Genomic DNA, 18946 nt, shown 5'->3' with positions numbered 1-18946 from the left:
CGTAGCACCCGATTGAGAAAGATCGAATGGCTGGGTGTGACTTAGATTTTGCCAACCAGGTCCAGAGATGGAGCCAGTGTTGCTTCGCCTTCTTTCCATTTAGCTGGGCAAACTTCACCTGGGTGAGAAGCCACATACTGAGCCGCTTTAATTTTGCGGATCAGGTCAGATGCGTCACGGCCAATGCCTTCAGCGGTGATTTCGATAGCCTGGATGATGCCCTGTGGGTCAACAATGAAGGTACCGCGATCCGCCAGACCTTCGTCTTCGCGCATGATTTCGAAGTTACGGGTCAGTGCGCCAGTTGGGTCGCCGATCATCGCGTATTTGATTTTTGCGATGGTTTCGGAAGAACCGTGCCAGGCTTTGTGGGTAAAGTGCGTGTCGGTAGAAACAGAGTAGATGTCTACGCCCAGTTTCTGCAGTTCTTCGTGATGGTCTGCCACGTCACCCAGCTCAGTTGGGCAAACGAAGGTGAAGTCAGCCGGGTAGAAGAAGAATACACTCCATTTACCTTCAACGTCTTTCTCGGTTACGTCGATGAATTCGCCGTTTTTGAACGCTGCGTTTTTGAATGGTTTGATTTTGGTATTAATGATGGACATGGTGACCTCCGTTAAAAGATGTGATGCAAGTTACAGTTTTTCCGGGCCAACTTCTAATATGCAGTCGTTATCAATCAGATAATCAAAAGCTATCAAAGTGCTGATGCCAGATTCCATGCGGCTTGCCGCGGCATTCTACACAGAAAGCCTGATGATTTGACAGGCTTTATCTTTTTTCGTCGGCTAGTGTTACCTGGGGTTGCCATTTAAAGCGACCGCCACGCTACCTAATCTTGTTTATGATGGAGCCCATGCTTGGACATTCGATTATTTGAGGAAGCCGACCGCCCTTTTCTGCGCACACTGTTTCTTGCAGCACGTCGTCACAACTGGACCTGGCTGGATGGCGATGATTGGGCACTGGAAGATCTGGATGGCGTGATTTTGGGGGAGACGGTGTTAGTCGCGTTGGTCGATGGGCATCGTGCCGGGTTCGCGGGCATCCTTCCTAATGACAACTTCCTGCACAGCCTGTATGTCGATCCCGACTTTCAGGGCCGTGGGGTTGGCAGCGCCTTGCTGGAGGCAGTGCAGAAGCGCTTTACCTCAACCGGCGTGCTGAAATGTCTGATGCTGAATGAGTTAGCGCAGGCGTTTTACCTAAAACATGGCTGGCAGCGTGAAGCCACCGGTGAGAGCGAGCAAGGAAAATATGTGCTGATGCATTTTCCGCTGACGGCGCGCGCCAGCGGAAAAGTGAAGCGTTAAACCGCGCGGAAGGCGATATCGGCCGGAATCACTTCGCCCTGCCAGTAAAGCTGTGCCGCCACGCGACCGGCTAACTGGCGATACAGTGCAGTGAATTCGCTGTCCGGACGGCGGATCACCGTTGGTTCACCATCATCCAGATCCTCACGCAGATTGATATGCAGCGGCAGTTGCGCCAGCAGCTGCGTGTGGTAATCCGCCGCCAGTTTCTGCGCGCCGCCGGTGCCAAAAATCGGCTCATGATGGCCGCATTCGCTGCAAATATGAATGCTCATGTTCTCCACCACCCCCAACACCGGCACGCTGACCTTCTCAAACATCACAATGCCTTTACGCGCATCAATCAGGGCGATGTCCTGTGGCGTGGTGACCACCAGCGCGCCCGTCACCGGGACGTTTTGCGCCAGCGTCAACTGGATATCCCCGGTGCCCGGTGGCATATCGAGAATCAGGTAATCCAGATCCGGCCACATCGTCTCGTTGAGCAGCTGCATCAGCGCTTTGCTGGCCATCGGGCCGCGCCACACCATGGCATTTTCATCGGTGACCAGGTAGCCAATCGAGTTGGTCGCCAGTCCGTGCGCCATGATCGGTGCCATGTGCGTGCCATCCGGCGAGGTTGGCCGCTGGCTCTCAGTGCCGAGCATATTGGGAATCGACGGGCCGTAAATATCGGCATCGAGAATACCGACCTTCGCACCTTCGGCAATCAGCGCCAGCGCCATGTTCACCGCGGTGCTGGATTTGCCCACGCCGCCTTTACCGGAACTCACCGCAATGATGTTCTTCACACCTGTTGCGCCAGGATGATTTTTCACGCGCTTCAGCGTGGCAATGTCGTGGCGCAAACGCCAGTCGATAGCGCTGGCGTGGGTAAGACGCAGCAGTTCGGCGCTGACTTGTGCCTTCAGCTCTTCAAACGCGCTGGCCCAGGCAAACGGCATCACCAGTTCGATGTGCAGCTTGCCGTCCAGCAGTGCCACATGGCGCAGGGCTTTCAAGGTCGTCAGATTGTGATGCAGCGTCGGATGTTCAAAGTCACTCAGCACGCCGATAACCACCGCGCGCAATGCTTCGGGTGAATGATGTTCCCGGGATTGTGAAGTCATCCCAACTCCTTGTGTTTTCATCACGCCAGATATCGGCGATGTGCTTTCAATAATATCAGATGCCGTCCAGTTGTGTTTACGCCAGAGGGTGCTTCGGGTAACATCTAAGCCCGATTTTTATTCACGGAACGCTACGCAAACTATGACTCAAGTCGCTAAAAAAATTCTGGTAACGTGCGCACTGCCGTACGCAAACGGTTCAATCCATCTCGGTCACATGCTTGAGCACATTCAGGCTGACATTTGGGTCCGTTACCAGCGAATGCGTGGCAACCAGGTTTACTTCATCTGCGCAGACGATGCCCACGGCACGCCGATCATGCTGAAAGCACAACAGCTCGGTATCCCACCTGAGCAGATGATTGCCGAGATGAAGCAGGAGCACGAAACTGACTTCGCTGGCTTCGACATCAGCTACGACAACTATCATTCCACGCACGGCGATGAAAACCGTCAGCTGTCAGAGTTGATCTACGGTCGTCTGAAAGAGAACGGTTTTATTAAGAACCGTACCATTTCACAGCTGTACGATCCGGAAAAAGGCATGTTCCTGCCCGATCGTTTTGTCAAAGGCACCTGCCCGAAATGTAAGTCACCGGATCAGTACGGCGATAACTGCGAAGTGTGCAGCGCGACCTACAGCCCAACCGAACTGATCGATCCGAAATCCGTGGTCTCTGGCGCGACGCCGGTACTGCGTGATTCAGAGCACTTCTTCTTCGACCTGCCTTCATTCAGCGCGATGTTGCAGACCTGGACTCGTTCAGGTGCGTTGCAGGAGCAGGTGGCGAACAAAATGCAGGAATGGTTCGAATCAGGCTTGCAGCAGTGGGATATTTCCCGCGATGCGCCTTATTTCGGTTTCGAAATTCCAGGCGCGCCGGGCAAATACTTCTACGTGTGGCTGGATGCGCCAATCGGTTACATGGGTTCCTTCAAGAACCTGTGCGACAAGCGCGGTAACATCGATTTCGACGAGTTCTGGAAAAAAGATTCTTCTACCGAGCTGTATCACTTCATCGGTAAAGACATCGTTTACTTCCACAGCCTGTTCTGGCCTGCAATGCTGGAAGGCAGCAACTTCCGCAAGCCGACCAACCTGTTCGTGCACGGTTATGTGACGGTGAACGGCGCGAAGATGTCCAAATCACGCGGCACCTTCATTAAGGCCAGCACCTGGCTGCAGCATCTTGATGCGGACAGCCTGCGTTATTACTACGCAGCGAAACTCTCTTCACGCATCGACGACATCGACCTGAATCTGGAAGATTTCGTACAGCGCGTGAATGCCGATATCGTCAACAAGGTGGTGAACCTCGCGTCCCGTAATGCTGGATTCATCACTAAGCGTTTTGGCGGCAAACTGGCGAGCGAGCTGGCCGATCCGGCGCTGTATCAGACCTTTGTCGATGCCTCAGAGAAGATTGGTGAAGCCTGGGCGAGCCGCGAGTACAACCGCGCGATTCGTGAAATCATGGCGCTGGCGGATATCGCTAACCGCTATGTGGATGAGCAGGCACCGTGGGTGGTGGCGAAACAGGAAGGCCGAGATGCTGACCTGCAAGCGATCTGCTCAATGGGTATCAACCTGTTCCGCATTCTGATGACCTGGCTGAAGCCGGTGCTACCTTCACTGAGCGCGCGTACCGAAGCCTTCCTTAATACGGAACTGAGCTGGGATGCGATTGCACAGCCGCTGCTGGATCACGATGTGGCGCCTTTCAAAGCCTTGTATGGCCGTATCGAAATGGCCAAAGTTGAAGGCCTGATTGAAGCATCTAAAGAAGATGCAGCTGCGGCGAACAAGCCAGCAGTAACCGGCCCTCTGGCGGATGCGCCGATTGGCGAAGCCATCACTATCGACGATTTCGCTAAAGTTGATATGCGTGTAGCACTGATCGAGAAAGCCGAGCTGGTTGAAGGATCTGACAAGCTGCTGCGTCTGGAACTGGATCTTGGCGGCGAGAAGCGCCAGATCTTCTCGGGCATTCGCGCGGCCTATCCGGATCCGTCAGTGCTGGTCGGCAAGATGACCATCATTGTCGCTAACCTGGCACCGCGTAAGATGCGTTTCGGCATCTCAGAAGGCATGGTGCTGTCAGCCGGTTCCGGCGGTTCAGATCTGTTTGTGTTGTCCGTTGATAGCGGTGCACAGCCTGGAATGCAGGTGAAGTAATTGAACAAGCCGCCTTCAGGGCGGCTTTTTTATCGACCCTCTGTTGTGGAGCCTGTCGTGCTAACTGCTTGCTGGCACTATTTGCGTGCCTTTGTGATTATCTATGCCGCGCTCTATGCCGGAAACGGTATTGCAGCCCTGCTGCCGTTTACCATTCCGGGCAGCATTATCGGCATGCTGCTGCTGTTTACCTTGCTGGCGCTGCAAATCCTGCCGGTCGGTTGGGTGAAACCGGGCTGTCATTTGCTGATACGTTATATGGCGCTGCTGTTTGTCCCGATCAGTGTCGGCGTGATGGGTTATACCGATATCCTGAGCGCACAGTTTGGACCGATTGTCGTCTCCTGCGTGGTAAGTACCTTTATGGTGCTGTTAATCGTTGGCCTGAGCGCCGAACGTTTGCAGCGCCCGAAGGAGCAGCCTCATGACTGACGCCTGGTGGTCACTGCCGCTCACCGTGGTGGCGTATCTGCTGGCGCGTAAGCTGGCAGCCAAAATCAATATCTCGATCATTAACCCGCTGTTGGTGGCGATGGCGATTGTGATTCCGATCCTGCTGCTCACCCATATCCCTTATACCCGCTATTTTGCCGGCAGCACCTTCCTTAATCAGCTGCTGCAACCTGCGGTGGTCGCGCTGGCCTTGCCGCTGTATGAGCAGATGCATCAGATTCGCGCGCGCTGGAAAACCATCATCAGCGTCTGTTTTATTGGCAGCATCACCGCGATGGTCTCCGGCACCGCTATTGCGCTGTGGATGGGAGCTACGCCAGAAATTGCCGCGACGATTATGCCGAAATCCGTCACCACGCCGATTGCCATGGCAGTATCCGGTTCGCTGCACGGTATTCCCGCCATCAGCGCCATCTGTGTGTTGATTGCCGGCGTGCTCGGCGCAGTGTTCGGCCATATGCTGTTGAATCTGTTTAAGGTGCACAGCAAGTCTTCACGCGGCCTGGCGATTGGCAACGCATCGCATGCCTTAGGCACGGCGCGCGCGGCAGAGATCGATTATCAGGAAGGGGCATTTAGCTCTTTGGCATTAGTGATTTGCGGCATTATCACATCGCTGCTGGCCCCCTTCCTTTTCCCGCTGCTGATGCACTGGTTGGGCTAAAACTTGCGAGAGATCTCGCAAAGTTGAAACAACTCAATCAGCTTACATTGTCATAGCGACACAGATCACATATAACCCCATAGGCGGCGCATCGCCGCTAACGCGTTAATGAGGTCATCACATCATGCATCCACGATTTACTGCTGCTTTCTCCGCCCTGCCCGCTGACTTGCAAACTGCGATTTATCCCTTGCTGGATGCAGCTGATTTTGACGGCGTACTGCGCCCGCAAGACGTGGCGCGCCTGAAGCAGGAAACGGGGCTGGATGATGATGCCCTGGCGCTGGCACTGCTGCCGATTGCCGCCTGCTGTGCGGTGGCACCGGTGTCTCACTTCAATGTGGGTGCGATTTCACGCGGAGTGAGTGGTCACTGGTATTTCGGTGCCAACATGGAATTCGAACATGCGCCGCTGCAGCAAACCGTGCATGCGGAGCAGAGCGCCATTACTCATGCCTGGCTGCACGGCGAAGAGAAACTGGATGCCATCACCGTCAATTACACGCCTTGCGGCCACTGCCGTCAGTTTATGAACGAGCTTAACAGCGGCACGGCTATCCGCATCAGTCTGCCAGGTCGTGCAGTGAGTACATTGGGCGATTATCTGCCGGATGCGTTTGGCCCCGCCGATCTGAATATCACGGAACGCTTGCTGGCACCGATTCATCACGGCTTCGCTGCGCAAGGTGATGCCTTACAGCAAGCGGCGATTGAGGCGGCGAACAACAGTCATGCGCCCTACAGTCACAGCTACAGTGGTGTGGCCCTGCGCAGCCAGAGCGGTAACCTCTTCACCGGTCGCTATGCAGAAAACGCCGCTTTCAATCCAAGTTTGCCGCCATTGCAGGCAGCGCTGATTATGATGAACATGCGTAATGAAGCACTGGATACGATTAAACAGGCAGTTTTAGTCGAATGTGAGGGCAGCACGTTAAGCCAGCGCGATGCCACGCGCGCTACGCTGGCGGCACTGGGCTGTGAAGATTTCTCACTTACTTTAGTTTCGAAAACATCAGTTTAGTGATCCTTTCATCGCTTTTGTGACTTTCTATTAACAAAAGCTGTACATCTGCAAGAATCCTCATAGGATCGGGCGCCAGAACTACTTCACAAGAAACAGGTCTGGCGTTACCTTTTCCCGGTGACACGTCAGAAAACACTGCAACCGGAGCAAACACTGCATGGAACTCGACTACGAAAGTAAACGTCCGCTGTATATTCCTTACGCGGGTCCGATTCTGCTGGAATTTCCGCTGCTGAACAAAGGCAGCGCCTTCACCCTGGAAGAACGCAACGAATTCAACCTTAATGGCTTACTTCCTGAAGCCGTTGAAACCATCGAAGAGCAGGCAGAGCGTGCCTGGCGTCAGTTCCTGGATTTCAAAAACAATAACGACAAGCACGTCTATCTGCGCAACATCCAGGACACCAACGAAACCCTGTTCTACCGCCTGCTGGATAATCATCTGGAAGAGATGATGCCGATTATTTACACCCCAACCGTCGGCGCGGCCTGTGAACACTTCTCTGAAATTTATCGTCGTGCGCGCGGTGTTTTCATTTCGTATAACAATCGCGATCGCATTGAAGACATGCTACAAAACGCCACCAAGCAGAACGTGAAAGTGATCGTGGTGACCGATGGCGAACGTATTCTCGGCCTCGGCGACCTCGGCATCGGCGGTATGGGTATCCCAATCGGTAAGCTGTCGCTGTACACCGCGTGTGGCGGGATCAGCCCGGCGTATACCCTGCCCGTGGTGCTGGATGTCGGTACCAACAATCAGCAGTTGCTGAATGACCCGCTGTATATGGGCTGGCGCCATCCGCGTATCACCGGCGAAGAGTACGAAGCCTTCGTTGATGAGTTTATCCAGGCAGTGAAACGCCGCTGGCCGAACGTGCTGCTGCAGTTTGAGGACTTCGCGCAGAAGAACGCTATGCCGCTGCTGGAGCGCTATCGCGATGAAGTATGCTGCTTTAACGATGACATTCAGGGTACCGCCGCCGTTACCGTCGGCACTCTGATCGCCGCCAGCCGTGCCGCAGGCAGCCGTCTGTGCGAGCAGAAAGTGGTGTTCCTCGGTGCCGGTTCCGCTGGTTGCGGTATTGCGGAGCAGATCATCGCGCAGATGAAATCTGAAGGTCTGAGCGACGACGAAGCACGTTCCCGAGTGATGATGGTCGATCGCTTTGGTCTGTTGACCGACAAACTGCCTAATTTGCTCGATTTCCAAGGCAAACTGGTGCAGAAGAGTGAAAACCTGAAGGACTGGGATGTGACCAGCGATTCTATTTCACTGCTGGATGTGGTGCGCAACGCGAAGCCAGACATTCTGATTGGTGTGTCAGGTCAGCCGGGTCTGTTCACCGAAGAGATCATCCGCGAGATGCATAAGCACACCAAGCGTCCGATCGTGATGCCGCTGTCAAACCCAACCTCACGCGTTGAAGCCACTCCAGCGGATATCATCTCCTGGACCGACGGTGAAGCGCTGGTCGCGACTGGCAGCCCATTTGCACCGGTGACCTGGAAAGGTAAAACCTACCCGATTGCCCAGTGCAACAACTCCTATATCTTCCCAGGTATTGGTTTGGGTGTGATTGCTGCAGGTGCAACGCGTATCACCGATTCGATGCTGATGACCGCCAGCCGTGCTCTGGCTGACTGCTCACCGCTGGTGAACGATGGCGAAGGTCCAGTGCTGCCAGAATTGAAACACATTCAGGGCGTTTCGAAGCTGATCGCTATGGAAGTGGGTAAAGCAGCACAGTTGGCTGGCGTGGCCGTGGTGACCTCAGAAGATGTGCTGTCGAAGGCTGTGAATAATAACTTCTGGCTGCCGCAGTATCGTCATTATCGCCGTACGTCCATCTAAGCAGGCAGCGCAGCCGGTAAATTCAGTACCGGCTGCGCTTAAAATATCGCCAGCCAACCGGCGTAAACTTGCTTAGCGCCCCCACCTCAAGTAGCCTTTAGCCATCCTTTTTTCCGCCAACCGAGTGCTTACGCGCATGATTAAACGCGTTTTCTTTGGTCTGTTTTTCATCATCTTATTGATGGTGGCGACCGCGCTCGGCCTGGATCGCTGGATCAGCTGGAAAACTGCCCCGTTTATTTATGAAGATGTCACCTCGCTGCCGCATCGTCAGGTCGGGGTGGTCTTAGGCACCGCCAAGTATTACCGCACCGGCGTGATCAATCAGTATTACCTTTATCGCATTCAAGGTGCGCTTAACGCGTATAACAGCGGCAAGGTAAATTATCTGCTGTTGAGCGGTGACAACGCGCTGCAAAGTTATAACGAACCGATGACCATGCGCCGCGATTTGATCAAAGCCGGTGTCGATCCTGCCGATATCGTGCTCGACTATGCCGGATTCCGTACGCTGGACTCGATTGTACGCACCCGCAAAGTGTTCGATACCAATGATTTCATCATCATCACACAACGCTTCCACTGTGAGCGCGCGCTGTATATCGCCCAACATCTGGGAATTCAGGCGCAATGTTATGCGGTGCCTTCTCCGAAAAATATGCTGTCGGTGCGTTTCCGCGAGGTTGGTGCTCGTTTAGGCGCATTAGCCGATTTGTATCTGATGAAACGTGAACCTCGTTTCCTCGGCCCGCTGGTGCCGATTCCGGCGGTGCATGAAGTGCCGGAAGATGCACAGAGTTATCCGGCGGTGACGCCAGAGCAGTTGCTGGACCTGGAAGAGAAGTTGCAGAAGTAACGCCGCCTGAAGATATTGCGTTGATGCCATCTAGTGTCGCCTGGGTTGTTGTGGTGACGGTATCTGCTGCTTCAGGGTGCTGTGATAATGCTGTCTGGTGTCGCTTTGGGGTGCTGTGATAATGCTGTCTGGTGTCGCTTTGGGGTGCTGTGATAACGCTGTCTGGTGTCGCTTTGGGGGCTGGCGGTCCTCGCGCCGCTGACGCGGTGCCTTCACGCCGTTCGTCTGCCTTACGGAACGGCGGGGATGGCACATCCATGTGCCGCCCCGCCTTCCGCCCGCATCCCTGCGGGCTATCCTGGCATCCTCACTCTGTTCAGCGCTGTGAAATGCCTGCCCCCAAAGCGACACCAGCCTGCTCCTAAACTTTATTGCGTGCTGTTGAAAAAAGGCACGCAGCTTCAAGCCTTGGCCGCTCGGCTGCAAGAGCTATGCTTGGATGCCGTGTGTTTGGCCTAAAGGCAGGCACAATGCCATTACTTTCTATCAGCCACTGCAAGAGCCATCTGCAAAAAGTAGAGTATCTGTTCAAAAAGCGGGAGCTATGTTTGAAGCCATGTCCCCTTGCCGCTGGAAGGACAAATTGCAGAAGCCGCATATTTAAAAAAAACGGGCACAACGTTTGAGGCCATATCCGTATGCCGCTGAAAGAACTATTCGCAGAAGCCGCATATTTAAAAAAAACGGGCACAACATTTGAGGCCAAAGCACCTCTGCTGCTGCAAGGGCTATCCGCAGAAGCCGCATATTTAAAAAAAACGGGCACAACATTTGAGGCCATATCCCTATGCCGCTGAAAGAACTATTCGCAGAAGCCGCATATTTAAAATAAACGGGCACAACATTTGAGGCCAAAGCACCTCTGCTGATGCAAGGGCGATCCGCAGCGCTGAGGCTTTTACGTTGGGCCAGGAGCCAGTCGCATGGATGCGACTGGCAGTTCGGGTTGGCCAGGACGGCCTTACCCGAACGGTCCGTAGGCACGACGTGGAAGCCGAGGGCACCGCGTCAGCGGCGCGAGGACTGCCCGGCAGCAGCAGAGGTGCTTTGAGCCCACACCGCACCCGCCCTTTGCCCTTCGCCCTTCGCCCTTCGCCCTTCGCCCTTCGCCCTTCGCCCTTCGCCCTTCGCCCTTAACAGTTTGCACAAATAAAAAAGGCCACCATTCATAAAATGGCAGCCTTTTGCAGTGATGTGTTGCTGTGTGTCAGTCTTATTTTTTACGTGCGTACTTCAGTGAATCCAGGGCTACAGCGAAGATGATAATGCCGCCCTTGATAATATACTGCCAGTAAGGGTTCACGCCGATGTAGGTCAAACCGTAGTTGATAACGGTGAAGATGATCACACCGGTCACCACACCCGCAACTGTACCCACACCACCCGCAAATGACACGCCGCCGACCACACAGGCCGCAATCGCATCCAGCTCATACATAAAGCCGAGGTTGTTGGTGGCACTGCCGATGCGGCCCGCTTCCAGCATCCCGCCGAAGGCGTAGAACACACCTGACAGCGCATACACCAGAATCAGGTTCAGCGGCACGTTAACGCCTGAAACACGAGCGGCTTCCGGGTTACCGCCGATGGCAAAGATGTTCTTACCGAAGCGCGTTTTATTCCACAGAATCCACACGAAGATAATGGCAATGAACGCGTAGAAGGTAATGAACGACAGCTTGAAATCACCGAAACGGAAGAAGCCCTGAGCAAAGGTCGAGAAGCCCGCGTCAAAACCGGCCACCGGTGATGCGCCAACAAAGTCGTAATACAGCGAGTTAATGCCGTAAACGATAATCATGGTGCCCAACGTGGTGATAAATGGCGTCACTTTCAGATAAGCGATGATCACGCCGTTCACCAGGCCAATCACACCACCGATAATGCACACGGTCAGGATAACCAGTGGAATCGGTACGGTATCCAGGTGTGGGAACACCTTATTGGCGTTATCCATGGATTGCAGCAAGGTCGCCGCAACCACCGCGGCCAGACCGACCTGGCGCCCGGCTGACAGGTCAGTACCCTGCGTCACGATCAATCCGGCCACGCCCAATGCAATAATAATACGCACTGAAGATTGGGTCAGAATGTTACTCAGGTTCATTAAACTTAAAAACGTCGGATCCTGGAAAATAATAATTGCCAGCAGTACCAACAGGACAACGTAAATGCCGCCCTCTTTTAACCAGGTTAGCGCATTCTTTTTAGTAGTCGCTTTCATGTTAAAGCCCTTGCTTCATTAAAGGTGTAATGACGCTAAACGCAGGATTTCATTCTGCGAGGTCGTTTTGGTCTCGACAATGCCCGCTACCAGGCCATTACTCATCACTAAAATACGATCGGTAATTCCCAGCAATTCTGGCATTTCAGAAGAGATAATAATGATGCCCTTCTCTTTCTTCGCCAACTCAGAAATTAACTGATAAATTTCGAACTTAGCACCAACGTCAATACCGCGCGTCGGTTCATCCAGCATCAGAATTTCCGGCTGAGTTAATAACCAGCGACCAATAATAACCTTCTGCTGGTTACCACCGGAAAGCGAACCAATTTGCGTATGATGACCTGGCGTTTTCACGCGCATTGAATCAATCACCCACTGGGTATCACTCTTCATGCGCTTATTATCAAGCAAGCCCATGCCGGATTTGTATTTTTTAATATTGGAAATAAGCGAGTTAAAACCAATATCCAGATAAGCATAAATCCCGGTTGAACGACGTTCTTCCGTCACCAGCGCAAAACCGTGGTTAATCGCTTCATTGGCACTGTGGTTATTAATCGCTTTACCGTGCAGCTTTATGGTGCCGCCTGACTTTTCGCGAATACCAAATAAAGTCTCGACGATGTCAGTACGTTTGGCGCCCACCAATCCGGCGATGCCTAAAATCTCACCTTTGCGCAGGTCGAAGGAAATATCGCGAATCGACGGCTGACGCAGCGAGGTTAAATGACGCACCTCAAGAATAGTTTCGCCCGGCACGTTGGTCTTATCCGGGAAACGCTGGTTCAGTGAACGACCGACCATCATGGCGATGATCTTGTCCATATCCAGCCCTTCCAGCGGCTGGGTGGCAATCCACTGTCCATCACGCAAAATCGTAATCTCATCACACAGTTGGAAAATCTCTTCCATCTTGTGTGAGATATACACAATACCGCAGCCACGATCTTTCAGCTTACGGATAATAGTGAACAAGTGATTCACTTCTTTTTCGGTCAGCGACGATGTTGGCTCATCCATGATGACGATTTTCGCGTCATAGGAAAATGCCTTGGCAATTTCAATCATCTGCATTTGCGAAACAGACAGATTAGCCACTTTATCGCGTGGATCGATATCAATATCTAATTCGTCAAAGATCGCTTTGGTATCGCGATACATTTTATCCTGATCAACAAACACGCCTTTACGTGGATAGCGGCCAAGCCACATGTTATCCATCACGTTGCGTTGTAAAACCAGGTTTAATTCCTGATGCACCATTGAAACGCCATTCTCCAGCGCTTCTTTGGAACTTTTATAATCAATTTCTTCACCCTGAAACAGGATGCTCCCCGTATCCTTTTTATAAATACCAAACAGGCATTTTAATAATGTGGATTTTCCGGCGCCGTTTTCGCCCATTAAGGCATGGACGGAGTGCGGCCGCACTTTCAAATTCACATTATCTAAGGCTTTCACCCCTGGAAATGATTTCGAGACATTCGTCATCTCCAGCAGATATTCACGCTGTGCGGTCGGATTCTCACTGGCCATAATTTACCTGGCTAAATAAAACGTGGGTCAGATGCAATAAGGCGCGGCGTGCTGCCGCGCCCGGTACGTATTACTTCACAAACTGAGACAGGTTTTCTTTATCGACTGGTACGTAAGGAACACGTACGATTTTGTTTTCCATCTTGAAGTTAGTACCGGCGGTTGGCTCTTTGCCATCGGCCAGGTTCTTCGCGATATCAATGGTGGCTTTCGCCTGGTTTTCCGCATCGTTCAGCACGGTACCGGCCATCGCACCGGATTTCACCAGTGCCAGCGCTTCTGGCAGCGCATCCACACCAAACACCGGAATGCTGGTTTTGTTGTGCGCTTTCAGGGCTTCTACTGCGCCCATTGCCATCGCATCGTTGTTCGCGATGATCACTTCAATTTTGTTGCCGTTCGGGCCAGACAGCCAGGCGTCAACTTTGTCTTTTGCCTGTGCGGTGTCCCACATCGCGGTATCCATCGCCAGCTGCTGAGTTTTGAAACCATCGGTGTTCAGGGTTTCGATCACGTATTTGGTACGGGCTTCAGCATCCGGGTGGCCCGGCTCACCTTTCAGCAGAGCAAACTGAATCTGACCATCTTTGTTCAGATCCCAGGCTGGGGTGGCTTTCCAGTGCTTCTCAATCAGTTTGGCCTGGATGATGCCTGACTCTTTAGAGTCGGTACCCACGTAGTAGGCTTTCGGGTAGCTGGCCAGCACTTTGGCATTCGGCTCTTTGTTGAAGAACACCACTGGCACATCATTCGCTTTCGCTTTGTCGATCACCACTGCCGCAGCAGCAGGGTCAACCAGGTTGATTGCCAGCGCTTTCACGCCTTTAGCCATCAGTACGTCAATCTGGTCGTTCTGGGTGGACTGGCTGTTCTGCGAGTCATTCATCAGCAGTTGGATGCCGCCCAGTTTTTTGGCTTCGCTATCGATGTCCTTGCGAACCATAGACATAAAGTTGTCGTCGTATTTATAAATTGTCACGCCAATGCGGGTATCGGCGGCGTGCGCAGTTGCACCAAACATCATGCTGGCAACCAGTGCTGTGAGCGTGAAAACCTTCTTATTCATGGTATCTCCGGTTTTTTATGTAGGGCATATCATCGCGCTGTGCTGCCTGCGGGCAACCAGCGCAGTCGGTTCAAACTCATTTATGGGGCGGACGCGTAACGCAAAGCCGGGCCACCATCGCTATCCTGACTTCCCTGTACGTAAACGCTTCCTGAAGAGTGTTGTGAACTATTTCAATCGGCTACTGAAACCTGACCGGAGAAGGAGAACCCGGCGTTACATGATGTTTCAGTCCGGTAAGACGCTGCCATCATAGTGAGCGCCATGTTAATTAACTGTGAATGTAATCACAGATTGGAAACGGTTACACAGCGCTATCGCCCGAATTAGTGACCGACTCCACAATTTGCCGCTGAGCGACCGAATGGCGGCGCACCAGGGTCGGCATAAAGCAGTGTGTGGCGTCGGGGTCGAGTTCGCCCGCTGCGCCTTTTAAGGCCAACTCCGTGGCCAATTTAGCCATAGAAACAATAGGATAGCGCACAGTCGTGAGTTGAGGATCGGTGTAACGCGAGATGGGAATATCATCAAAGCCGATGACGGAGAAGTGCTGTGGCACCTGAATGCCATTATCTTTCAATGCGGTCAGCGCACCGGCGGCCATACCGTCACAGTAGGAGAAGATGGCGGTTAAATGCAGGTTACGGCCCAGTAACTCCACCATCGCCGCTTCCCCGCCCTGCATGTCCGGTTCGCCATGGGCAATCCAGGACTCCTGCGGGCGAATCCCCTGCTCTGACAAGGCTTGCAGCCAGCCTTCACGCCGTTGCGTCACATCTTCAATCGGGTGGCTGGAGCTGAGATAACCAATGCGTTGATGTCCCTGTTGTAACAACATGCGCGTTGCCATCAGAGATCCCGTTACATTATCCAGGCAGACGCAACGATGTTCGTACCCGGGAATAGTCCGGTTAATCAGCACCATACCGGGAACCTGATCCATAAACTGAGTTAGTTCAGCGTCTGAAAGCGTTTTCGCGTGGACCACTAAAGCGTTACATCGTTGACGGATCAGCACTTCAATCGCATGGCGCTCTTTCTCTTCCTGGTGCCATGAGTTGCTGATCAACACGTGTTTGTGCACGCGCTGTGCCACGGTATCTACCGCTTTCACTAACGCGCCAAAGAAGGGATCGGATACGTCCATCACCACCACGCCGATGGTGTCACTGACCTGGGTGGCCAGTGCCTGCGCATTGGCATTGGGGCGATAACCTAACGCCTCTACCGCCTGGAGTACGGCTTCACGGGTATCAGAGGTGACTGCACTGCTGTTATTGAGCACACGCGACACGGTGGCTACTGATACACCGGCCTGACGGGCGACATCTCGAATCGTTATCATGCAGCTGTTCCACAGAGGAGAAAATGCGCGACAAGCGCGTAACGGCGCTATTTTGTCAGGGCATTTTATTCAGCTGCGTGAATCACGTCACACGGATGAAAACGGTTACATACAAATCTGCAACCTTTGTGATGAACATCATTATCTGATGCGGGAGGAAGGTTCCGTTTTGCCGGCGGCGAGACGTGTCAGTTTGCGCCAGATCCACTCCATTGGGCCCTGCGGGAAAAAGCGCAGCCAGAGTACTGAAAACAGGATATTGACCAACCAGATAGCCGGGACCAGTGCCAGCAGATGCAGGCGATCAAACTTGAGGAACAGATTGAAGCGATAAAACAGCGTGGTGCAGATCAGCGTCTGTAACAGGTAGTTGCTGAGTGCCATGCGGCCAACGCATTGCAGCGCATAACTGATACGCGTGGCACCGATTTGCGGCCAGAAGCCAAAACAGAGCGCCGCATAGCCGAGGCTGATAAACGGGCTGGCGAGATCGCGAGGCACCTGCAGTAAGAAGCCGCTCCAGCGGAACTCCCAGTCCAGTAACCATTGCGCCACTATGCCGGGAATGGCTATCAGCCAGCCGATCGTCAGCAGCAGCGCGGCCGAGCGACGATAGTGCTGCACGCTGAGCTCGCCTTTCAGCCAGCCGCTGCGCATCAACGCCGCGCCAATCAGCATCAATCCCGCCAGCTGCCAGCCGTACTGCGCGGCCAGCGCCATCAAGCCGGATGAGAGATGGTCGAGGCGGTTCTGAATCGCTTCCCAGCCACCGACCAGTTTCCAGTAGCTTTCATACTCGATATCGGCGGCACCCGGCAGCCACGAACGGCCCGGTTCCGGGCTGGAAATGCCCCAAAACACCAGCAGTACGCCGCAACCGATCAGGTAAAGCAACACGCCAGTTTGCAGCAGAGCTTTGTCCGAAGGCACTTCACGCAGCATCCGCCAGATAATCAGCCCGGTCAGACCGTAATCCAGCAGGATATCCCCTTCCCAGAAGAAGATGCTGTGAATAAAACCCAACAGCACCAGCAACGTCAGGCGCGCCGACATCCAGCGACTGCCACGCGGGATCTGCAGATAAAGGCCACCGCCAAACAACAGCGCAAACAGCGTGAGGAATTTCAGTTGCGCCAGGCCATCCATGATCGCCCAGGTCCAGACATCGGAAAGCGAGATAGTGCCCTGCCACGCCGGATTGAGATAGGCAGCCGATGGCAAGCCAAAACCCACGATATTGAGCAGCAGAATGCCGAGAATGGCGCAACCACGAATGAAATCCAGCGCAAGATAGCGTTGCATCGAGTGACCTGACGGAGAGAGAAAACGGGCGGCAATAAGCCGCCCAAAGGATTAGCTGTGACGCACCGCGCGTAAGAACTCCTGGCGCGTATTCTGGCTGGACTTGAACAGGCCACCCAGTGATGTGGTGGTGGTGGCGCTGGTGGCATCTTTCACGCCACGCGCTTTCACGCAGTAATGCACCGCATCAATCGACACCGCCACGTTGTTGGTGCCAAGCAAAGTTTGCAGCGCCACCAGCACTTGCTGGGTTAAGCGCTCTTGCACCTGTGGACGCTGGGCAAAGAACTGCACGATGCGGTTGATCTTCGACAGACCAATAACCTTCTCTTTCGGGATATAAGCGACGGTGGCTTTACCGTCGATAATCACGAAGTGGTGCTCACAGGTGCTGGTCAGGGTGATATCTCGCACGGTAACCATCTCATCCACCTTCATCTTGTTTTCGATGACGGTGATTTTCGGGAAGTTGGCGTAATCGAGGCCTGAGAAGATCTCGTCCACGTACATCTTGGCGATGCGATGTGGCGTCTCCATCAGACTGTCATCTTCCAGATCCAGATTCAGCAGCTGCATGATTTGGGTCATATGACCGGCGATTTCACGCTTGCGGGTTTCGTCATCCATCTCGCGCACCGGGGCGCGTAACGGCGTTTCCAGGCCACGCGCCAGCAGCGCTTCGTGAACCAGGGCGGCTTCCTGACTTAAGGTGCTCATCGTACTCTTTCTCCGGCAGGTGATGCGCCCGCAGATCGTCGCCTGCGGGGGAAATTCTGAGCGCGTATTGTGAAACACAACGCGCGCGTAATCCAGCAATCAATCCAATCGGAGATGAAAGCTTTTCATGGTGCCGAACGGCGTAACACCAGTAAGCCCGCCAGAATCAGTGCGACACCCGCTACCCACAAGGCAGGATCGAGGCGGTGCCACAGCAAACTGGAGATCCATGACAGCAACGGCCCGCCCAACTGACCGACTGCGTAGCCGGTGGTCAGCAGACCGGCCAGATAGCGCGCGTGATGCGGCGCCAGCTCACGACCGTATTGCAGCGTCAGTTGTACCACGCATAAGAATCCGCCGCCGACTAACAGCGCGCTAATCAACAGCCCATCCAGCCCTGGCAGGACAATGGCGGAGATCACGCCCAAAGCCTGCGCCCAGAGCACCACTGCCAGCCGCAGATGGCTGCTGCCCCAGCGCCGCGTCAAAATGCCGAGCACAATGCCGATCACCGCTGCGCCGCCAAACACCGGCCAGACAAACTGCGCCAGCGCACTGTCCGGGAAACGCGCGGCGGTCATCTGCGACAAGAAGGTCGCAGGGAGAATGTAACCAAAACCGGCGAGGCTGTAGCTCAGCACCAGGCGTTTCAGGTTACCGTTGAGCACCAGCGGCGCAGGCGCCTGATCGGGACGATGTAACTGTCCCGTGCGCGGTAAAAAACGCGCAATGGCGGCGATGAACAGCAGCGCCAGCAAACCATAAGCCGCCCAGCCCAGTGCCGCGCTGGCCCCGCTGGCATGCAGCGCCACCGCCAGCATTCCGCTGATGAAAATCCCGGTGCCGGGTCCGGCAAACACCGCCGCCGACAAGCCTGGCCGTCCATGATGCAGCAGTTGCTCATTGCTCCACGCAGCGATCAGCACCATCGCCCAACCGCTGGCACCGCCAATCACAAAGCGTATAAAACCGTGCAGCCACGGCCCGCTGACGCAAGCAGACAGCAGCGTCAGGATCACTGCGCCCCACAAGCCAGCCTGCAGCCGCCATTCGACACGCTTATGCGCGCGCATGGCATCAAAGGAGCCACACAGATAACCAAGATAGTTGAGCGCCGCCACCAGACTGGCGCTGGTCAGCGTTAACTGATGGTCCTGAATCATCAATGGCACCTGCGGGGTGAAAGCAAATCGCCCAATCCCCATCGCAACCACTAAACTTAAAAACGCGCTCAGCGCGACACGAAACGCCATTCCCACTCCCGTTCAGATTCTTTTAGCACTTGTTATTAGCATGCATG

17 protein-coding genes are annotated in these 18946 nt (G+C 54.1%); 8 read left to right on the top strand and 9 right to left on the bottom strand.

Annotation, left to right across the window (positions count from 1 at the left end):
* Positions 1-41: 41 nt before the first annotated feature.
* Positions 42-605 carry an alkyl hydroperoxide reductase subunit C gene (gene ahpC / locus WFP70_RS00245; RefSeq protein WP_034824884.1) on the bottom strand — a complete coding sequence of 188 codons (564 nt, stop codon included), beginning with the start codon at positions 603-605 and terminating at the stop codon, positions 42-44.
* Between the two features lie 255 nt (positions 606-860).
* Here ahpC and WFP70_RS00240 point away from each other — a divergent pair, with 255 nt between their 5' ends.
* Positions 861-1313 (top strand): GNAT family N-acetyltransferase, encoded by a 453-nt coding sequence (locus tag WFP70_RS00240; protein ID WP_097116622.1) that lies wholly within the window; start codon positions 861-863, stop codon positions 1311-1313.
* On the opposite strand, the gene apbC is transcribed toward WFP70_RS00240, so the two are convergent.
* Positions 1310-2422, bottom strand: a complete 1113-nt coding sequence (gene apbC, locus WFP70_RS00235; RefSeq protein ID WP_097116621.1) for an iron-sulfur cluster carrier protein ApbC — start codon at positions 2420-2422, stop codon at positions 1310-1312. The genes WFP70_RS00240 and apbC overlap by 4 nt on opposite strands.
* 88 nt (positions 2423-2510) lie before the next feature.
* On the opposite strand from apbC, the gene metG reads away from it, so the two are divergent.
* The 7 genes from metG (at position 2511) to WFP70_RS00200 (ending at position 10247) form a co-directional block, all read left to right on the top strand.
* A complete protein-coding gene (gene metG, locus WFP70_RS00230) occupies positions 2511-4598 on the top strand; it encodes a methionine--tRNA ligase (protein ID WP_286119915.1) in 2088 nt (695 codons plus the stop codon).
* Between the two features lie 57 nt (positions 4599-4655).
* Positions 4656-5030, top strand: coding sequence for a CidA/LrgA family protein (locus tag WFP70_RS00225; RefSeq protein WP_034824894.1), 375 nt, complete (start codon positions 4656-4658; stop codon positions 5028-5030).
* Positions 5023-5715, top strand: coding sequence for a CidB/LrgB family autolysis modulator (locus tag WFP70_RS00220; RefSeq protein WP_097116618.1), 693 nt, complete (start codon positions 5023-5025; stop codon positions 5713-5715). The genes WFP70_RS00225 and WFP70_RS00220 overlap by 8 nt, the downstream gene beginning before the upstream one ends.
* Before the next feature lie 124 nt (positions 5716-5839).
* Complete coding sequence (gene cdd / locus WFP70_RS00215) at positions 5840-6736, top strand: cytidine deaminase (protein WP_337022298.1); 897 nt, start codon at positions 5840-5842, stop codon at positions 6734-6736.
* Between the two features lie 160 nt (positions 6737-6896).
* Entirely contained in the window at positions 6897-8594 is a 1698-nt protein-coding gene (locus tag WFP70_RS00210; protein WP_034824900.1) for an NAD-dependent malic enzyme, read from the top strand.
* A 136-nt stretch (positions 8595-8730) separates the two neighbouring features.
* A complete protein-coding gene (gene sanA / locus WFP70_RS00205; protein WP_034824903.1) occupies positions 8731-9450 on the top strand; it encodes an outer membrane permeability protein SanA in 720 nt (239 codons plus the stop codon).
* Between the two features lie 638 nt (positions 9451-10088).
* Positions 10089-10247, top strand: coding sequence for a hypothetical protein (locus WFP70_RS00200; protein ID WP_337022297.1), 159 nt, complete (start codon positions 10089-10091; stop codon positions 10245-10247).
* 416 nt (positions 10248-10663) lie between these two features.
* Here the strand turns inward: WFP70_RS00200 and mglC are convergent, their stop codons facing one another.
* The 7 genes from mglC to WFP70_RS00165 all read right to left on the bottom strand — a co-directional run bounded on the left by mglC (position 10664) and on the right by WFP70_RS00165 (position 18899).
* Positions 10664-11674, bottom strand: a complete 1011-nt coding sequence (gene mglC, locus WFP70_RS00195; protein WP_034824905.1) for a galactose/methyl galactoside ABC transporter permease MglC — start codon at positions 11672-11674, stop codon at positions 10664-10666.
* Positions 11675-11692: 18 nt separating this feature from the next.
* The gene (gene mglA, locus WFP70_RS00190; RefSeq protein ID WP_337022296.1) at positions 11693-13213 is read right to left on the bottom strand and encodes a galactose/methyl galactoside ABC transporter ATP-binding protein MglA; all 1521 of its coding nucleotides are present in this window, start codon (positions 13211-13213) and stop codon (positions 11693-11695) included.
* Positions 13214-13283: 70 nt separating this feature from the next.
* Positions 13284-14279 carry a galactose/glucose ABC transporter substrate-binding protein MglB gene (gene mglB, locus WFP70_RS00185; RefSeq protein WP_034824919.1) on the bottom strand — a complete coding sequence of 332 codons (996 nt, stop codon included), beginning with the start codon at positions 14277-14279 and terminating at the stop codon, positions 13284-13286.
* Positions 14280-14583: 304 nt separating this feature from the next.
* Positions 14584-15624, bottom strand: coding sequence for an HTH-type transcriptional regulator GalS (gene galS, locus WFP70_RS00180; RefSeq protein WP_160869470.1), 1041 nt, complete (start codon positions 15622-15624; stop codon positions 14584-14586).
* A 141-nt stretch (positions 15625-15765) separates the two neighbouring features.
* Positions 15766-16926, bottom strand: coding sequence for a DUF418 domain-containing protein YeiB (yeiB, locus tag WFP70_RS00175; protein ID WP_337022295.1), 1161 nt, complete (start codon positions 16924-16926; stop codon positions 15766-15768).
* A 51-nt stretch (positions 16927-16977) separates the two neighbouring features.
* On the bottom strand, positions 16978-17643 hold the full coding sequence (gene folE, locus WFP70_RS00170; RefSeq protein ID WP_034824925.1) for a GTP cyclohydrolase I FolE: 666 nt from the start codon (positions 17641-17643) through the stop codon (positions 16978-16980).
* 125 nt (positions 17644-17768) lie between these two features.
* Entirely contained in the window at positions 17769-18899 is a 1131-nt protein-coding gene (locus WFP70_RS00165; RefSeq protein ID WP_337022294.1) for a YbfB/YjiJ family MFS transporter, read from the bottom strand.
* Positions 18900-18946: the final 47 nt, after the last annotated feature.

This window comes from Pantoea sp. USMM079 (assembly GCF_037153115.1).
GTDB lineage: Bacteria > Pseudomonadota > Gammaproteobacteria > Enterobacterales > Enterobacteriaceae > Pantoea > Pantoea communis.
Note: the sequence above shows the minus strand (reverse complement) of the source record. Positions and strands in the feature narration are given on the sequence as shown.